The sequence below is a fragment of the Massilia sp. CT11-137 genome (assembly GCF_047302885.1).
Lineage (GTDB): Bacteria > Pseudomonadota > Gammaproteobacteria > Burkholderiales > Burkholderiaceae_D > Telluria > Telluria orientalis.
In genome coordinates, this window is the sequence record NZ_JBKYMP010000002.1 from 2913753 (window position 1) to 2930437 (window position 16685).

Here is a 16685-nt window from a genome sequence, read left to right on the forward strand (position 1 = left end):
CCATGAGCTTTATTCTGGTCTATCCAAAAATATTCTTTGGTCCGACCACATCTGTAATTGGTCTGTTGGCGATCATTGCAGTTTCGATAGGTGTTCGCAACTGGACAGACCGGTTTTGGCCTGGAAACGACAATCTGGACAGCTCCCATGAACTATCTTCAATTTTTTTTAGGGAAAATTCCGCGCCGTTCGTCCATACTGTTTGGGGCGATAAAAAGAGATGAACAAAGACACTATCAACTGGCTTACCGTGCACCTGCTGCCGTTCGAAGCAGAGCTGCGTCTCCGCTTGCGGCGCGTGTGTGCCGGCGCCGCGGACGTGGACGACGTGATCCAGGAGGTGTACTGCAAGGTGATGCAGATGGACGACGTCGCGCACGTGAACGACCCCCGCGGCTACATCGTCCAGATGGCGAAGAACCTCGTCACCGACCGGCTTCGGCGCGACGCCGTTGTCGACATCGAAGTCATGTCGAACCTGGGCGACCTGGAGGTGTGGGACGACAGTCCGGGCCCCGAGCGAACCGCGTTTGGCCGCGCCGAACTGCGCTGGGTGATGGGACTGATCGGCAAGCTGCCCGATCGATGCCGGGCGGTATTTCGTGCGCGGCGGATCTATGGCTTGTCCCAGAAGGAGACCGCGGATTCGCTGGGTGTCACCGAGAAAGCGGTCGAATATGAGTCCACCAAGGCGATGGAACTGATCTCCGAGATGATGAAAAGGCAGGGCGTGGATTGCATCCCGGCGACCGCGCAGCCTCGCAAGATCCACCGGGGAAGGAAAGCCAATGTCAGCGATCGATAACCAGGCCCTCGCGTGGCTGCGGAAGCAGTCGGAACGCGAGCTCGACGCGGACGAGCGGGCGGCTCTCGATGCGTGGCTGGAAGCGGATACCCGTCACAAGGGGGCGTATGTCCGTGCGCTGGTGATCGATAACGCGATCTCGCAGGCCGTGTCGGATCAAGATGTCCACCCGGGGGAAGACCGTTACGGGCTGCGGTCGGACGGGTACGGGAGCGCGAAGGCCAGCCGCCGCACCTGGCTCAAATACGGCGCTTTGGCGGCCGGGGTCGCCATACTCGGCGTGGGCGTGTCGCTGCAATCTCGCGATAGCGTCACGACGCTGGCAACATCCACAGGCGAATTCAGGCGGGTCGCATTGGCCGATACCTCGATTGCCAACCTGAATTCCGACAGCAAGCTGGAAGTCAGGTTCACGACCGCGCGACGCCAGGTCGACCTGGTCAAGGGGGAAGCGTGGTTCGAGGTGGCCAAGGACAAGCACAAGCCTTTCGTCGTGGCGGCGGCCGGCGTGGAAGTGCGCGCCGTCGGCACCGCATTCGGTGTCCGGCGCTTCCCGAATGGTGCCGAAGTGCTTGTCACGGAAGGAACCGTCGAGGTATGGACCGGCCGGGCCCGGGCACGTCTTGGTGCCGGCGAGCGTAGTTTTCTTCCTTACAATGCTGCGCGGATTACCGTTACCAGGCAGCCCGAGGAAATACAAAGGAAACTGGCCTGGCGGGACGGGAATCTCCAGTTCACGCGACAGACCCTCGGCGAGGCGGTCGCCGACTTCAATCGCTATAGCGCCAGGCAGATCGTCATTGCCGATCGGGCACTGGAAAGCGAACGTATATTTGGACAGTACCGGATCGACGCGCCCGAACAATTTGCGAAGGATATCGGCGCCTACCTGAACGTCCCGGTCGAGGTCAGTGCCGAGCGCATCGTCATCGGTGCAAAACACCCGTGATGCGCGGATGTCATGGCGGTCTCCTGGCCTCGGTCTTCCTTGTCGCGGGTACGGCAGCATGTCCTGCTACAGGCCGCGCCCAGGACGCCAAAAAGGACTTCGATATTCCCGCTGGACCGGCCACGAGCACCATCAACCTGTTCGCGAAACAGGGAGGTATCAACGTCCTGGCGTCCGAGGACGTCCTGAACGGCATCTGCACGAATCCGGTGCGGGGCAGCTTCCTGGTAGCCGACGCGCTGCCGGCGCTCCTGGCCGGGACTGGGCTCGACAGCAGGGTCACCGCCGGCGGTGCCGTATTCATCGTGGCCGCAGGGAAGGCGCGCAGGGACCGCCCCTCAACGTGCGCACCCGTCGGTCATGACCCGGCGAAAGCGGCTCGACACGCGCAGCCGGCATCCGCCAGCACTGCGGTCGGCGAACCGTACCAGGTAGCGATCGTCGCCACCAGGGCCTCGCAACAATCGGGCATCGAGCGCAAGAAGGGGGCTGCCACCCTGATCGACTCGATCGTGGCCGAGGACGTCGGCTCGCTGCCTGACCGTAACGTCGGCGCGGCGATCTCGCGCATGTCGGGTGTCGCCCTGGACCGCGGCACCTTCGGCGAAGGCGTCAGCGTCTCCGTGCGCGGCAATGAAGCCAACCTCACCCGCGTGGAACTGGACGGGCAGGGCGTGCAGTCCGCAGGGGGCATCGACATGAACGGCGGCGGCGGCGGCCGCGGCGTGGAATTCCGCCAGCTGTCCGCCGACCTGATCAAGAGTGTAGACGTGGTCAAGGGCTCGACGGCCGACATGACCGAAGGTTCATTGGGTGGCAGTGTCGTGATCAAGACGCGCACCGCACTGGATTTCAGGAAGCCGTTCGTGTCGATTCGCACGGCGGCCTCGCAAAGCGCGCTGAACAGGAAATGGGCGCCGGACGCGAACGTCATCCTTGCCCACCAATACCTCGACGGCCGCCTTGGCCTGCTGCTGAACGCGACGTCGACCACGCTCGACAACGAAGCCCATGCGGCCCAGGTCGCGCAGTCTGCGCAGCAGGGTTACTTTCGCCTGCTCGACTTCGATCAATCGCCCCGGAAGACCTTTACCTACCAGCCGGGCACGGTCAACACGGCGGACGCCGCGGCCACGACGCCTTTCCTGCGCGCGCCGCTCGCGGGTGGGGGCTACCTGGATTCGGCAACACCGCTCGACCTGGTGAGCCGCTCGGCGGCGGCGCAGACGAAAGCCGATTGCTACGCCGCTTTCCCGGCGCTCACGAAGGTCCAGACGACCGGCATCACGTCGGCGGCCATGCGCGGCCAGGCGGTGCTCCAGCGAGGCAACGAACTGATCAGTTGCCTGAACCAATGGAACGACTACACGCCCTCGAACGTGCGCTACTTCGTCAAGCGGGAGGTGGACAGGCGCCGCAACCTCGATCTGCGTGCCGACTTCAAGGTGAACGACAGGTTGTCCCTGTACGCCAAAGGGAGCTATAACCGTCGCAACGACGACATCAGCCAGCTCACCTACAGCCTGGGAAATCTTCAGCTCAACCAGGCCAGTTCGTACAGCCCGACGTATGCCGGCCCGACCTACAGCGCAAGCCCGGCCACCATGACGCGCAGCGCGGTGCCGGGTTCCGGCTACTACCGGTACGAACAGCCCAGCACGTCGGGCTACAACGTCCTCGCGGGCACGGTCGCCAACGTGAATCCGGCCTCCGTCACCGTCGACGGCAATCACCACGTCACGCAGTACACGATCAGCGACGGCACCGCCACGACCGACCAGTTGCACGATGTGGCGCGGATCACCACACGCTACCTGCAGCTGGGTGGCACCTACAGGAACGGCGGCATGGCCGTCGAATTTTTCGTCGGCGATGCCCGTTCGGGCATGACGCGCGGACAGAAGCGCACCAGCTTCGACAACGCCTACGGCCCCGTGACCATGCACGTCCTGCCGAACGGGTTGTGGGGATACACGCTGCCGGCAGGCAGCACGTTAGACCAGGCGAACCCGGCCCAGTATGCGACGGCGTTCCCGGGCCCGGCAACGGGCGCGGTCCCGATCGGGGCGTACAACACGACGTACGTGCCGGCCTACACGGCCGCGCAGCAGCCGCGGTCGACGCAGGCGCCGGAGACGTACTGGTTGCCGACCATCCGCGCCACCGGCGAACGCACCGTAAAACTCGACGCGGCCTGGGCGACGCCCGAATCGATCCCGCTCTTCAAGCGTTTCAAGACCGGCTTCAACCTGCGCGACACCGGCAACGACGCCTGGGACCCGTATGCCGGGAACAGCCGCGGCTGGGTCGTCAGGACGCCCACGGGCACGTATGGGAAACCCGGCTATGTACCGCCCGTGATCGTCCCGTCGGCCCTGCTGCGCGGCACCTTCGTCGGCTGCCAGGACACGGCCGGCTCGCTGGCGCCGGGCGGTAACGCCTGCAAGTACGGTGATGGCCAGAGTGCCGATCCGCGCAGCGCCCTGCAAGGGCAGAACGTGATGACTGTCGGGCAGTTCCAGGACATCATCGGGCAATCGCTCATTGGCAAGGCGACGCCGACCCGGCTGTTCAGCGGCGCCACCGGGCGCCCGGCCGGCCTGCCGGACAACTGGACCCGGATCGACGTCGACAAGGTGTTCGCGCTCGCGGGCGTGCCGAACCTGAACTTCGACTGCCTCAAGCAATGCATGGGCAGCGACGGCAAACGATACGACCAGCCGGTGCAAAGGCTGACCGAGCGTTCGGCGGCGTTCTATGTGATGGGCGACTTCGGTGTCGACCACATCCCGTTCACCTCGGTCGCGTTCCCTTTCGGCTGGGAGCTGGAAGGGAACATGGGTTACCGCTACATCCTGACCAGGGTGCATGGCATCGGCACGATGAATTTCACGTCGATCGCCAAGACTGCCAGCTATGACCCGGCCAATCCGAATGCCGCGGGCGGCACGGTCAGCAGTACGTATTCGCAAAACACGGCGGTCGACGGCAGGACGCACGACTTCCTGCCGATTTATAACCTGGCGCTGTGGGTCGTTCCGGACAAGGCCGTCGTACGCTACGGACACGCCAGGGCCGTGGCACGTCCCTCCGTGGCACAGCTGCTTCCGGCCGGGACCTGTACCTATGACGAACGCGTCGCCGACGCCGGGCTGCCCCAGACGTGCAGCGGCACCATCGGGAACCCGGCGCTGCAGGCACAAAGGAACGTCAACCAGGACCTGTCGCTCGAATACTATCCGAACAAGGACACGATGTTCTCCGTCGCGGCGTTCAGGCAGGAAGGCAAGACCGGTCCCGCGCTTCCCCAGGGCGTCGGCAAAGGGATGTTGTTCGGCGGTTCGGCGATGGTCGATCCGGGCACCGGTGCGGCATTATCGGGTATCCCTTTCAATTACTCGACCTATTCGAACGGCGTCGCGACCACGCGCAAGGGGCTCGAGCTGGGCGCCAGGACCGCGTTCACGTTCCTGCCGTGGATGCTGCGCCATACCGGGTTCGACGGCAATTACACGAAATTGCGCTCGGTCGCCTCGAGCCTGAGCCTCGTGGATCTGCTGACCGGCGCGCCGCTGCCGCCCGCGCGCGAATCCAGGTACTCGTACAACGCCGCGCTGTGGTACGACGACGGCAGGCTGTCGGCACGCGTCGCGGTGCAGGCCGTGGCATCGTTCTTCAACTGTGTCGCCGGTTGCGGCCAGCCCGGCATGGCCAACTATCCGAGCGCGGCGGGCGGCATCACCAATGTCTTGCCGTATAACCCGGGCTCGCCGAACTTCCGCGACGGTACCCGCTTTATCGACGGCAAGATCTCGTACCGGGTCCGGCCGAACGTCGACGTCTTCATCGAAGGCCGAAACCTTGGCAACGCGATCACGTCGACCAGCCAGGGCCCCTTTGCGCCGTTTGCCGACGGCACGCCCAACCTGCTGGACTATGCTTACTCGGGCCGCCGCATCATGGTTGGCATCAACGTCCGCTCCATGTGAAGCTCGGCGGGCGGATCCGTTGCCGTGTTTTGGTTTGCGGTCGAGAGCGTGACGCCGATCGGTGCCGCAATCCGCGCAGCCTTGGCGTCGACCTTGCGGTGCCAGTCCGCCTGGTCATGGACGTTCTTCCACCAGCCGGCCGCTGCGCCAAGGTAATAGCGTAATGGCTTTCCCGACGCGGCCGTAGCAAGAATAAGCGGGTTATCCCCGTCTTCGGCATACGCCACAGCGGTGGCGCCCGGCATGGTGATCGCGGTGCCGAAGTCGCCATGGCCGCGTTGGGTAACCCATTGCGCCAGCGCGTGACTGTTTGCCGGCGGCTGTGTCTTCACCACCGGTACCGCCGGCGCCGACCGTCGTGCCGACGCCATACATGTCCAGCCCTTCGCGATGCCCGCATTGCCCGGATCCTTGGCCTCCGGATGAATGTTCGTTACCTGACAGGGCAGGACATGGCCCGCCGCATCGGTAACGGCAATGTGCTGTAACAGCGCCCCCGGCAATGCCTTGTTGATTGCCGACCAGGGAATTGCGATCGTCTCGGAAGGCCGGGCCGCGTCGAGGTCGTGAGCGACGTCGAAGATCAACCGTGCGCCGACCGATGCCAAGCAATGGGTGGTGCAACCAAGCGCGCGAAAAGAAATGGATGAATCTTCGTGATGTCTCTGTTGTGTTTGTCAGATAACGTTATCAGTTGCGGTAGCGATTCGCAAGTCGTTCAGGGGCCCGGGCCTGCTCCAGGCGGTGCAAGAGCGCATCGGAGCCAGGCCGCCGAGCGAGGCCAGCACTTTGGCGAGCGACACCGAAATGCTATCCTTCGTCATTTGGCCACCCTGATCGATCATGACGAAAATCGCGACGTTGAATGAAGTTGCTGCACGGGCAGGCGTGTCGGTCATTACCGCCTCGCGCGCGTTACGCGGCACGATTCACGTCGCCAAGGCGACCCGCGAGAAAGTGCTTGCCGCTGCCAGCGAACTGAACTACACGCCGGACGTTGTCGCCCAAACCATGCGCGGTTCGCAGTCGAGGCTCCTGGGCGTGTTCCTGCTGGGCTTTCGTTCCATGGTCTTTCATGAACTCCTCGTCAGCATCGAGGAGCAGGCGCACCGTCGCGGCTATGAACTGGTCGTCGTCAACGTTGCCATCTACGACGACGGTCGCACCACGAGTGTCGAGATGATGCTCAAGCTGTGCGACGGCATCATCTGGCTGCTCCCGAGCGGTACGCACTCGTTGATGCGCAAGCTGGAAGCGGGACAGATGCCGGCGGTGCTCGTCAACTTTTGTGCCCGCCCGGTTGCGCTTCCCGTGGTGAGTGGCGCCAACTACAGCGGGGCGTACGACCTCGTCAATCATCTGATCGGGTTGGGGCATCGCCGGATCGCATTCGTGGAAGGGGCGCTGCATACGGGCCAGAGCCGCGAGCGTCAACGCGGATATGAGCAAGCCCTGCGCGACGCCGGATTGCCTGTCGACGCCGACTACATCGTTCCCGGCGACTTCCTGTTCGGCGGCGGCCGGGAAGGCGCCCGCACGCTGCTCGCGTTGCCGAATCGCCCGACCGCCATCTTTTGCGCCAACGACGAGATGGCCCTGGGCGCTTTCAAGGCGGCCGAAGAACTTGGTCTCAAGGTTCCCGCGGACGTGTCGATTGCCGGCTTCGACGACATTCCCGCCGCATCCACGGTGACGCCGCCGCTGACCACCATACGCCAGCCGCTGGACGAGATCGGCGCGCGCGCCGTCGACGAGGTCCTCGCTTATATCGGCGATCGTGGCCGCAGCCCCTCCCGCATCGAACTGCCGACACGCCTGGTGGTACGGGACTCTACCGGGAAGGCTCCGCAACGCATCCGGCCCGCGAAGCTCGCCTGAGTCCCTCATGCCCGGCCACGCCATCGGTGTCCGGCTGTCTCGATCTGACAACGTTTACCGATAATATTTATCCGGTTAGTGATAACTAATTCGCTCGCTTTAGAGTGAAACTCATTCCTGTTCCTGTCTCCGCAATATGGTGGTCGCGCTGTAATCTCGTAAATATTTCTGATAACGTTGTCAGTGTCAGAAAGCAATGATTGCTCGTGACTCAGCGGCAGCCACTGCCGCTGAATGCAACGCGAAATAAAAACAGGAGACAACAGTGAAGCAAACCCAACTTTCCAGGGCGATCGCCCTGGCGCTCGCCGCTGCATACACACCGCTGGTCCTCGCCCAGGACGCGTCGACCACCGACACCGCGCCCAAGCCAAAGGAAGAAACGCAGGTCGTGACGGTAACGGGCTTCCGCTCCAGCCTGGAGCGTGCCCTGAGCCTGAAGCAGCAGGCGATCGGCGTGCGCGATTCGATCGTCGCCGAGGACATCGGCAAGTTCCCCGAGGCGAACGTGGCCGAATCCCTGCAGCGTATTCCCGGCGTGTACGTCATCCGGGACGGTGCGTCCAACGAAGGCCAGCGCATCAACATCCGTGGCCTGGGACCCCAGTACTCGGTGACGACGATCAACGGCGCGCCCGTCCACACGACGTCGTCGAGTAATGCGGGTGCGGCGGTACGCGACTTCAACTACGACGTGTTCGCGTCCGACCTGTTCGGCCGGGTCGATTTCTACAAGAGCCCGATGGCGGATCTGGAGGAGGGAGGCATCGGCGGTATCGTCGACCTGCAAACGCCCCGGCCTTTCGACAAGAAGGGACGCACGATCCGTTATGCCGCCTCGGCTTCGTACAACTCTGCGTCCGACAAGACCGACCCGCGCTATTCGCTCATTCTCAGCAACACGTGGGGAAATGTTGGCGCGCTGGTAGGGTTCGCCCACAGCGGGAGCACCAACATGAGGTCGGGCTTCCAGTCGACGGGCGGCTACCTGAGCCCGGCACAAGGCCGCAATAACGCGCCGGCCGGTTTTTCCCTGCCGTTCAATTACGACCTGGACTACAACGACCCGCGTGCCAATCTCGGCGGGCTGACGCGCGACCAGGTCGACAATGCCCTGCTGCCGCGCTTTCACCGCGTGTACGGCGCGCTCAACAAGCGCAAGCGCGACGGCCTCGTCACGTCGCTGCAGTACAAGAACGGTCCTCTCGACGTCAGCCTGGACGGCCTGTTCTCGCGCCTGAGCGACATGCGCGACGAGTACACGTTCGGCGTCGCCATCCGGAATTCGCGCACGACCAACACCAGCCTTCCATCCGGTCTGCCCGGACACAACGGCCTGGTGCCGCTCAACGTCTTCATTGATCAGAATAACATCCTGCAGGGCACGTTCGCGAACACGTCGTACATCAACGAGAACTACATCTACGACTCGAAGACCAATTTCGGGCTGGGCTCGATCAATGCCAAATACACGTTCTCGCCGCGGCTGAAAGTGACCGCCAGCGGGGGGCGTTCCAGCAGCAAGGCATACTTCACCAACAACCGCATCTACACGAACATCTATGGCGTGACGAGCACGCTCGACTCGTCGCAGGACAATGTGTATCCGGTGCTGGCCGCGACGGGAGTCGACTATAACGACAAGTCCATCTACAAGGATCCGATCATCACGTACAACTACGTGGACGAGTATGACACCGGCGAGCATTTGAAGACGGCCGTCGACTGGGATTACGACCTGTGGGGCGGCTGGACCGGCAAGCTGAAAGCGGGCGTCTCGTACGTCTCGTCCGGCAAGGAGGTCGGCCGCTACAACGGCACGGCACTCGGCCAGACGATGCGGCTGCCGATCGGCGGCTCGGTGAATTCGCTGGGCAATTCGATCACGTCCTATATGGTCCAGGGATCCCCGCTGCAACATTTCGCGCCCGATGCCCCGGCCACGTTCCCGACCTCGTTCGCGCACTTCGATCGCGGGTTCATCGAGGACGTCCTGCAACCGGGTCGCGCGAAGCTGGGTACGCCGCCTGACCTTGCGTCCAGCTTCAAGACGAACGAAGCCGTCACGTCGCTGTTCGTCCAGTCGGACTTCACCGGCGAACTGTTCGGCCGCGAACTGCGCCTGAATGCCGGCGTGCGTTACGCGCGTACCAGGACGCAGATCGACAACTACACGCAGGTGACCGAGAACGGTACGCGGAAGTACGTGCCGAACCACCGGGAAAGCAGCTACGCGAACGTGCTCCCGAGCCTGTCGGCCGCGTATGACTTGCGCGACGACGTGATCCTGCGCGCGTCGGTTGGCCGCACCATCACGCGGGCCGCGCTGTCCCTCATCGCCGCCAACACGACGATCCCGAACCAGTTCGAACCCAACGCGACGTCGGGCAACGCGAACCTGAAGCCACAGCTTTCCGACCAGGTCGACCTGACTGGTGAATGGTACTTCCAGAAGGGCAGCCTGGTCAGCGTGGGCTACTTCTTCAAGAAGATGAAGGACCTGACGCAGGCGCAGCGCACCGTCGTGCCGTTCAGTTCCCTCGGCCTGCCCTACACCGCACTCGGCACGAACCTGTGGATGCCCGGTACGAATCATCCGGATCCAAACCTGCCGATCACGGTGTCGAGCTACGTGAACATGGCCAAGCAGAATGTCAGCGGCATCGAGCTGGCTTACCAGCAGGCGTTCACGTTCCTGCCCGAGCCCTTCAACGGATTGGGCGCGATGGCGAGCTATACGCGCGTCAAGTGGCCGGTGCCGGACTGGGTCAACCCGGACGGCACGAAGCAGACCGTATGGGAAGTGCCGCGCTATTCCTACAACCTCACCGCTTACTACGAAAAGGGTCCATGGGCGCTGCGTACTTCGTATAACTACCGCGACGGCAACATCCTCGCGCGCAGCCAGCCCGGCATCAACGTGGCGTTGAACGGGCAAGCGCCGTGGGTCGCCGGTCGCCGTTTCGTCGATGCGTCGATCTCCTACAAGATCACGGAGAATCTCGAGCTTCGCCTGGACGGCATGAACCTGACCAACGACCTGAGCTACGTCTATTACAAGGACATGATGGGCCGCCCCAACTACGGTAACGACCACGCCCGGACCGACAACCTGCTGTATGACGGCCGTACGTTCCAGGTCGGCATTCGCGGCAAGTTCTGACGTCGCTTCTTCCAACACCACCCATGTGAAGCGGCTGTCGGCGCGGCCGCTTCACGGCGCATCACATCAAGGAATAGATTTTGAAAAAGAAAGTACTCATGTCAATCTTTGCTGGCTCGCTGGCCATCCTGTCAGGCTGTGCGTCCGTGGCGGGCCACGGACCGGACAGCGTGCAGGCGTCCGCCAGTGCAACGGTGCCTTCCATCCCCGTGCTGCGCTCGGAAGCCCTGGCCGTGATCGCCAGGGTGAACGACCATTGGCAGGCAACGACGCCGGCGACGGAACGGGCGTTCTGGGACGTCGCCGCCTATCACACCGGGAACATGGCCGCCTACCAGGCCACCGGCAACGAGGCCTACCGCCGCTACTCCGAGCGGTGGGCGGAAGCCAACCAGTGGCAGGGCGCCAAATCCGACAACAAGGCCGAGTGGAAGCACACGTACGGCGAAACCGATGACCACGTGCTGTTCGGGGACTGGCAGATCTGTTTCCAGACCTATCTTGATTTGTATGCGCTCGACAAGGATCCGCGCAAGGTCGCCAGGGCCCGCGAGGTGATGGGATACCAGATCGGCACCGCGCGCAACGACTACTGGTGGTGGGTCGACGGCCTGTACATGGTGATGCCGGTGATGACGAAGATGTACACGCTGACGGGCGACGCGCGCTACCTGGACAAGCTGAACGCGTATTTTCAATACACGAACAGCATCATGTTCGACGCCGAGTCGGGCTTGTACTACCGCGATGCGCGCTACGTCTATCCGAAACACAGGAGCGTAAACGGCAAGAAGGATTTCTGGTCGCGGGGTAATGGTTGGGTTTTTGCCGGCCTTGCCAGGGTGCTGGCGGACCTGCCCGCGGACAGCGCGCTGCGACCGGAGTTCGAAGGCAAGTTCAAGGCGCTGGCCGCCGCATTGAAAAGCACGCAGCAGGCGGACGGCTACTGGACGCGCAGCCTGATCGATCCCGCGCATGCACCCGGTCCGGAAACGAGCGGTACCGCGTTCTTCACCTATGGCCTGCTCTGGGGCGTCAACAACGGCCTGCTCGACCGCGCCACCTATCTCCCCGCGGCCATCAAGGGCTGGCATTACATCACCAGGGTCGCCGTTCAACCGGACGGCACGGTCGGCTATGTCCAGCCGATCGGCGACCGTGCGATTCCGGGGCAGGTCGTCGACCGCGCTTCGACCGCGAATTTCGGTGTCGGCGCCGTGCTGCTTGCGGCAGCCGAGATGTCCAGGCTGCACGACCAATAACGCCGGCATGACGGCGCAGATACAGGAGACAATATGCAACGACGGAATTTTTTCGGGACGCTCGTCGCCGGCGGCGGATTGAGCATGCTGGGCGGCGCATTGCCGGCCGGCGCGCTGGCGCAGGCGCCGGATCCCGCCCCGCGCCCGGGCCAGGACCGGGCCTATATGGCAGCCCTGCTGCAAAAGATTGCCGAGCCGGTCTTGTCCAGCATGGCGCGGGGCGCCCTGAAGCGCGAGTTCGACATGGAACTGAGTCCCGTCTGGGACGGCCGCGACAGGAACGTCGGTTACCTCGAGTGCTTCGGCCGGCTGATGTCCGGATGCGCCCCCTGGCTTGCCTTGCCGGACGACGCAAGCGCCGAAGGACGCGTGCGCAAGCATCTGCGCGAACTCGCGCTGCAGAGCTTCGTGCATGCCGTCGATCCGAAGAGTCCCGACTACCTGGCCTGGGGCGACAACTTCCAGGTGCTGGTCGATTCGGCCTATTTCACCAGCGCGCTGATGCGTGCTCCACGCGCCCTCTGGGATCCGCTCGACCGTACGACGAAGGAGCGGATCATCGCGAGGGTCAAGGAATTGCGGCGCATCCTGCCGCTGTACACCAACTGGTTGCTGTTCGCGGCGATGAACGAAGCATTCCTGCTCAGCATCGGCGAAGCGCACGATCCGCTGCGCCTGAACACCGCCATCGACAAGGTCGAAGAGTGGTATGTCGGCGATGGATGGATCAAGGACGGGGAGCATTTCCACTTCGATTACTACGATTCCTTCGTCATCTACCCGATGCTGATCATGGTCCTCGAACAGGCCAGCCGCCATCACGCGCAGGTGCGCGGCAACGCCGGGGAAAAGCTGGCCCTCGCGGTCAAGCGCGCGCAGCGTCTCGGCGAACATCTCGAGCGCTTCGTTTCCCCGATCGGTACGTTTCCCCCGATCGGCCGGTCGGCGACCTACCGGACGGGCGCATTCCAGGTGCTGGCGCTTCTGGCATGGCGCAAGCAGCTGCCGGCATCGCTGCCTGAAGGCCAGGTAAGGGCTGCGTTGCAGTCCATCCATCAGGCCACTTGGTCGCACCCAAGCAATTTTTCGGCGAAGGGTTTTCTCACGCTGGGGTTCACGGGACACCAGCCAGGCATCGCCGACGTGTATTCGAACAGCGGCAGCATGTACATCGCCACCGAGAGCTTCCTCGCGCTCGGATTGCCCGAGAACGACTCTTATTGGACCAGCCCGGCGCAGGAGTGGACGCAGCAAAAGGCATACAGCCAGAAGCCGTTTCCACGGGATGGCTACGTGTCATACTGACAGGGGCGTGCCCGCGGCCAGCAGGCGCGGGCCGTCCAATTGGTCATTGAACAGACTTGTTTTTGTATTCACGTGCGGGATGGTCTCTGGCAGGTTGAGTTGGCCCGGGTAGCGTGGTGAACTCGGCCATGCAAGCAGCGATCGCCGCATTCTGCTGGGTCACCAGGTCAAGCTGTGCCATCGCGTCGCCTATGTTTTCGATGTCGCTAGACTGAGCCACGATCGATAGCAGGATCACAAGGGCAAGGCCGGACCCGGTTCCTGATGCGATTGGGCTTGCACGCAGGATATCCGTTTCCGTTAGTCTTTTTGGACGATGTCCGCAGCGTCGCCGAGTTGGAACATACGCTCAACGAGCCACGACAAAGTGGCCCAGCGACCAACCGGAGACATCCATGCAGCCAGTACCGAAGACCAGCGACCCGACCGAAGCCGAATTGCTGCAGCGCGCGCGCGACCTGCTGCCGTCACTGCGCGAACGCGCGGCGGCGGCCGACCAGGCGCGCTCGGTGCCTGCTGCGACGATCGCCGACATCCAGGCCGCCGGCCTGCTGAAAATCCTCCAGCCCAAGCGCTACGGCGGCTACGAGATGAGCCCGCGCGTGTTCTTCGACGTCCAGATGACGCTGGCCGAAGGCTGCATGTCGACGGCGTGGGTGTACGGCGTGCTGGGCGTGCATCCTTGGCAGCTGGCGCTATTCGATGTGCGCGCGCAGGATGACGTGTGGGGCGGCGACGCCAGCACCCTGATCGGCTCGACCTACATGCCGGTCGGTAAAGTGACCCGCGTCGAAGGCGGCTTCACGTTGTCCGGCCGCTGGGCGTTTTCCAGCGGCTGCGACCACGTCGAGTGGATCTTCCTGGGTGCGATGGTGCCGCCGGCGGAAGAGGGCGGGGCACCGGAATACCGTACGTTCCTGGTGCCGAAAGTCGACTTCAGCATCGTCGACACCTGGCACACCCTGGGATTGAAGGCGACGGGCAGCCAGAATATCGTCGTCGAGGACGCATTCGTACCCGACTACCGCACCCACCGCACCCGCGACGATACGACCGCGTCGCGCCCCGGCATCGCGGTCAACAAATCGCCGATCTACCTGCTGCCGTTCATGCAGGTGTTCGCGCGCGCCGTGTCGAGCGCCTGCATCGGCGGGCTGCAGGGCGCGGTGAACGCATTCCGCGAATCGGCGTCGCGCCAGGTGAGCCGCAACATGCTGGGGCGGACCGCCGACGACCCGAGCGCCCAACTCGTCATTGCGGAAGCACTGACCGCGGTCGACCAACTGAAGCTCACCCTGGCGCGCAATATGGACGACATGGTGGCGCACGCGGGGCGCGGCGAGTCGGCGCCGATCGAGGACCGGTTGCTGTACCGGTACCAGTCGTCGCAGGTGCCGGAGATCTGCGCGCAGCACGTCAGCCGCCTGCTCAAATCCTGTGGCGGCAGCGGAGTCTATCTGCACCATCCGGTGCAGCGCTACTTCCTCGATATTCATACGGCCCGCAGCCACGTCGCCAACAACGTCGACATGGTCGGACGTAACTTCGGCGGTGTCCTGCTCGGGCTCGAAAACCGCGACCCGACGGTGTGAGCACGGTCCGTCCGATGAAACGTCAAGCCAACAAATTCAGTTTCGACGTCGTGATCGTCGGATCCGGCGCGGGTGCCATGACCGCCGCGTTGCGCGCCCACGATCTCGGGCTGTCCGTGGTCGTGGTCGAACAATCCGGCCAGTACGGCGGCACGTCGGCCGTGTCGGGCGGCGGCATCTGGATACCCAACAACGACCAGATCGCCGGGCTCGGCGGCAGCGACAGTCCGGAGGACGCGCTGGCCTACCTGAAAGCCGCCACGGCCGGAGAAGTGCCGGAGGCGCGGCTGCGCAGTTATATCGATGCCGCCCCGCGCATGGTGCGCTACCTGGGCGAGCACTCGCGCCTGCGCTATCGCGCGATTCCCGGCTATGCCGACTACTACCAGGACCTGCCGGGGGCCAAGACGGGCTTGCGCTCCATGGATCCGGAGCCGTTCCACGCCGGCGCATTGAAGGACGAATTCTACCGGCTGCGCGAGCAGTCGCCGGGCATGCTGGTCTTCGGCCGGATGACGATGACGACCTTCGAAGCGCATACCCTGATGAGCCGCACCCACGGCTGGCGCAAGCTGGCGCTGCGCATGGGCATGCGGTACTGGCCTTCGACCGCCTGTCGTCCGTGTTCATCTCGAACACGAACCACGCGGAAGACCAGCCCGTGCACCTCACGCTGAAGAACCCGAACGTGCCGGTCGAGACCAACCTGGCCAGGTTCGCGGGTCCGGAACAGAGATACTGCCCGGCCGGCGTGTACGAATTCGTGAAGACGGACGAAGGCAAGGATCGCCTGCAGATCAACGCGCAGAACTGCGTACACTGCAAGACCTGCGACATCAAGGACCCGACGCAGAACATCGTCTGGGTGGCGCCGGAAGGCGGCGGGCCGAACTACGGGAACGTGTGAGCGGATGACTTCATGTAGTCCGCCTTCAGGTGCACATAATGCTCGGCGGCCAGGCGAAACTGGACGATGTCCGCCGCCGTCAGCGCCCGCACCTTGCGGACAGGTCGTCCCGTGTAAAGGAACCCACTCTCCAGTGTCTCGCCCCGGCGGGATGAGGCTGCCTGCGCCAACCATCACGTTGTCGCCGATCGTCACGTTGTCCATCACGATCGTCCCCATGCCGATCAGGCACTGGTTGCCGATCGTGCAGCCATGCAGGATCACCGAGTGGCCGACCGTCACGAAATCGCCCACGATGAGCGGGGCACCTTGCGGATTGGTCGGGTTGGGATTCGTGACATGGCCCATCGTGAGATCCTGGATATTCGAACAGCGGCCGATACGGATATCGTTCACGTCGCCGCGCAGCACGGCATTACACCAGACCGAGCTGTCGTCACCGATCTGGACGTTCCCGATGACTTGCGCCGACGGGTGGAGAAAGACGCCATGGCCGAGGACGGGAAGGGCATCGAGATGGCGGGTGATGGGCATGGCCGGGACTCCGGGAAGTGCTGTTGTCGGCCAGCATATGGCGGGTGCGGGCGACAGGCATCGGCCATTGGGACGATGTGGGGGAGTCAGCCCCGCGTGTGGGGAAGTGCATCCTGAGACTGGCGAAAGGGAGCCTTCATTGCTTGTTCTGTTGACCAGCACGGAAGGGCCATCTCGCCCGCAAGATTTCCCCGATGATGCCGGCAGCATTGCGCTTGGGCTGGGCGCGATGGGATAAGGCCGGCCATGTGGCCACGGGTGTCTTAAAACTGTGCATATAACGAGCCGCAGAAATTCTCCG

Annotated in this window: 12 protein-coding genes and 2 pseudogenes; 11 read left to right on the forward strand and 3 right to left on the reverse strand. The window is 63.6% G+C overall.

The genetic code is table 11. The annotated features are described in order from the left end of the window. Positions 1–2: 2 nt before the first annotated feature. The 4 genes from ACEN98_RS29920 to ACEN98_RS29935 are packed head-to-tail and all read left to right on the forward strand — an operon-like array spanning position 3 to position 5743. On the forward strand, positions 3–224 hold the full coding sequence (locus ACEN98_RS29920) for a hypothetical protein (protein ID WP_413388461.1): 222 nt from the start codon (positions 3–5) through the stop codon (positions 222–224). Continuing rightward, positions 221–805, forward strand: a complete 585-nt coding sequence (locus ACEN98_RS29925) for an RNA polymerase sigma factor (protein ID WP_413388462.1) — start codon at positions 221–223, stop codon at positions 803–805. Before ACEN98_RS29920 ends, ACEN98_RS29925 begins: the two co-directional genes overlap by 4 nt. Further along, a complete protein-coding gene (locus ACEN98_RS29930) occupies positions 789–1754 on the forward strand; it encodes a FecR family protein (RefSeq protein ID WP_413388463.1) in 966 nt (321 codons plus the stop codon). Before ACEN98_RS29925 ends, ACEN98_RS29930 begins: the two co-directional genes overlap by 17 nt. Next, positions 1754–5743, forward strand: coding sequence for a TonB-dependent receptor (locus ACEN98_RS29935; protein ID WP_413389110.1), 3990 nt, complete (start codon positions 1754–1756; stop codon positions 5741–5743). The genes ACEN98_RS29930 and ACEN98_RS29935 overlap by 1 nt, the downstream gene beginning before the upstream one ends. On the opposite strand, the gene ACEN98_RS29940 is transcribed toward ACEN98_RS29935, so the two are convergent. Further along, positions 5695–6330, reverse strand: a complete 636-nt coding sequence (locus tag ACEN98_RS29940; protein WP_413388464.1) for a hypothetical protein — start codon at positions 6328–6330, stop codon at positions 5695–5697. The genes ACEN98_RS29935 and ACEN98_RS29940 overlap by 49 nt on opposite strands. Before the next feature lie 256 nt (positions 6331–6586). Here ACEN98_RS29940 and ACEN98_RS29945 point away from each other — a divergent pair, with 256 nt between their 5' ends. The 4 genes from ACEN98_RS29945 (at position 6587) to ACEN98_RS29960 (ending at position 13351) form a co-directional block, all read left to right on the forward strand. Then, positions 6587–7621 carry a LacI family DNA-binding transcriptional regulator gene (locus ACEN98_RS29945; protein WP_413388465.1) on the forward strand — a complete coding sequence of 345 codons (1035 nt, stop codon included), beginning with the start codon at positions 6587–6589 and terminating at the stop codon, positions 7619–7621. Between the two features lie 265 nt (positions 7622–7886). Next, positions 7887–10784, forward strand: coding sequence for a TonB-dependent receptor (locus tag ACEN98_RS29950; RefSeq protein WP_413388466.1), 2898 nt, complete (start codon positions 7887–7889; stop codon positions 10782–10784). A gap of 98 nt (positions 10785–10882) precedes the next feature. Beyond that, complete coding sequence (locus tag ACEN98_RS29955; protein ID WP_413388467.1) at positions 10883–12046, forward strand: glycoside hydrolase family 88 protein; 1164 nt, start codon at positions 10883–10885, stop codon at positions 12044–12046. A 33-nt stretch (positions 12047–12079) separates the two neighbouring features. After that, on the forward strand, positions 12080–13351 hold the full coding sequence (locus tag ACEN98_RS29960; protein ID WP_413388468.1) for a DUF2264 domain-containing protein: 1272 nt from the start codon (positions 12080–12082) through the stop codon (positions 13349–13351). Between the two features lie 43 nt (positions 13352–13394). Here the strand turns inward: ACEN98_RS29960 and ACEN98_RS29965 are convergent, their stop codons facing one another. Next, positions 13395–13532 (reverse strand): hypothetical protein, encoded by a 138-nt coding sequence (locus ACEN98_RS29965; RefSeq protein ID WP_413388469.1) that lies wholly within the window; start codon positions 13530–13532, stop codon positions 13395–13397. A gap of 214 nt (positions 13533–13746) precedes the next feature. Here ACEN98_RS29965 and ACEN98_RS29970 point away from each other — a divergent pair, with 214 nt between their 5' ends. The 3 genes and pseudogenes from ACEN98_RS29970 to ACEN98_RS29980 form a co-directional block, all read left to right on the forward strand. After that, on the forward strand, positions 13747–14943 hold the full coding sequence (locus tag ACEN98_RS29970) for a flavin-dependent monooxygenase (protein WP_413388471.1): 1197 nt from the start codon (positions 13747–13749) through the stop codon (positions 14941–14943). A 14-nt stretch (positions 14944–14957) separates the two neighbouring features. Next, complete coding sequence (locus ACEN98_RS29975) at positions 14958–15620, forward strand: FAD-dependent oxidoreductase (protein WP_413388472.1); 663 nt, start codon at positions 14958–14960, stop codon at positions 15618–15620. After that, positions 15542–15850: pseudogene (locus tag ACEN98_RS29980) on the forward strand (4Fe-4S dicluster domain-containing protein); the annotation flags it as partial. The gene ACEN98_RS29975 and the pseudogene ACEN98_RS29980, both read left to right, overlap by 79 nt. On the opposite strand, the pseudogene ACEN98_RS29985 reads toward ACEN98_RS29980, so the two are convergent. Next, a pseudogene (locus tag ACEN98_RS29985) lies at positions 15835–16384 on the reverse strand (gamma carbonic anhydrase family protein). The pseudogenes ACEN98_RS29980 and ACEN98_RS29985 overlap by 16 nt on opposite strands. Between the last annotated feature and the right edge of the window lie 301 nt (positions 16385–16685).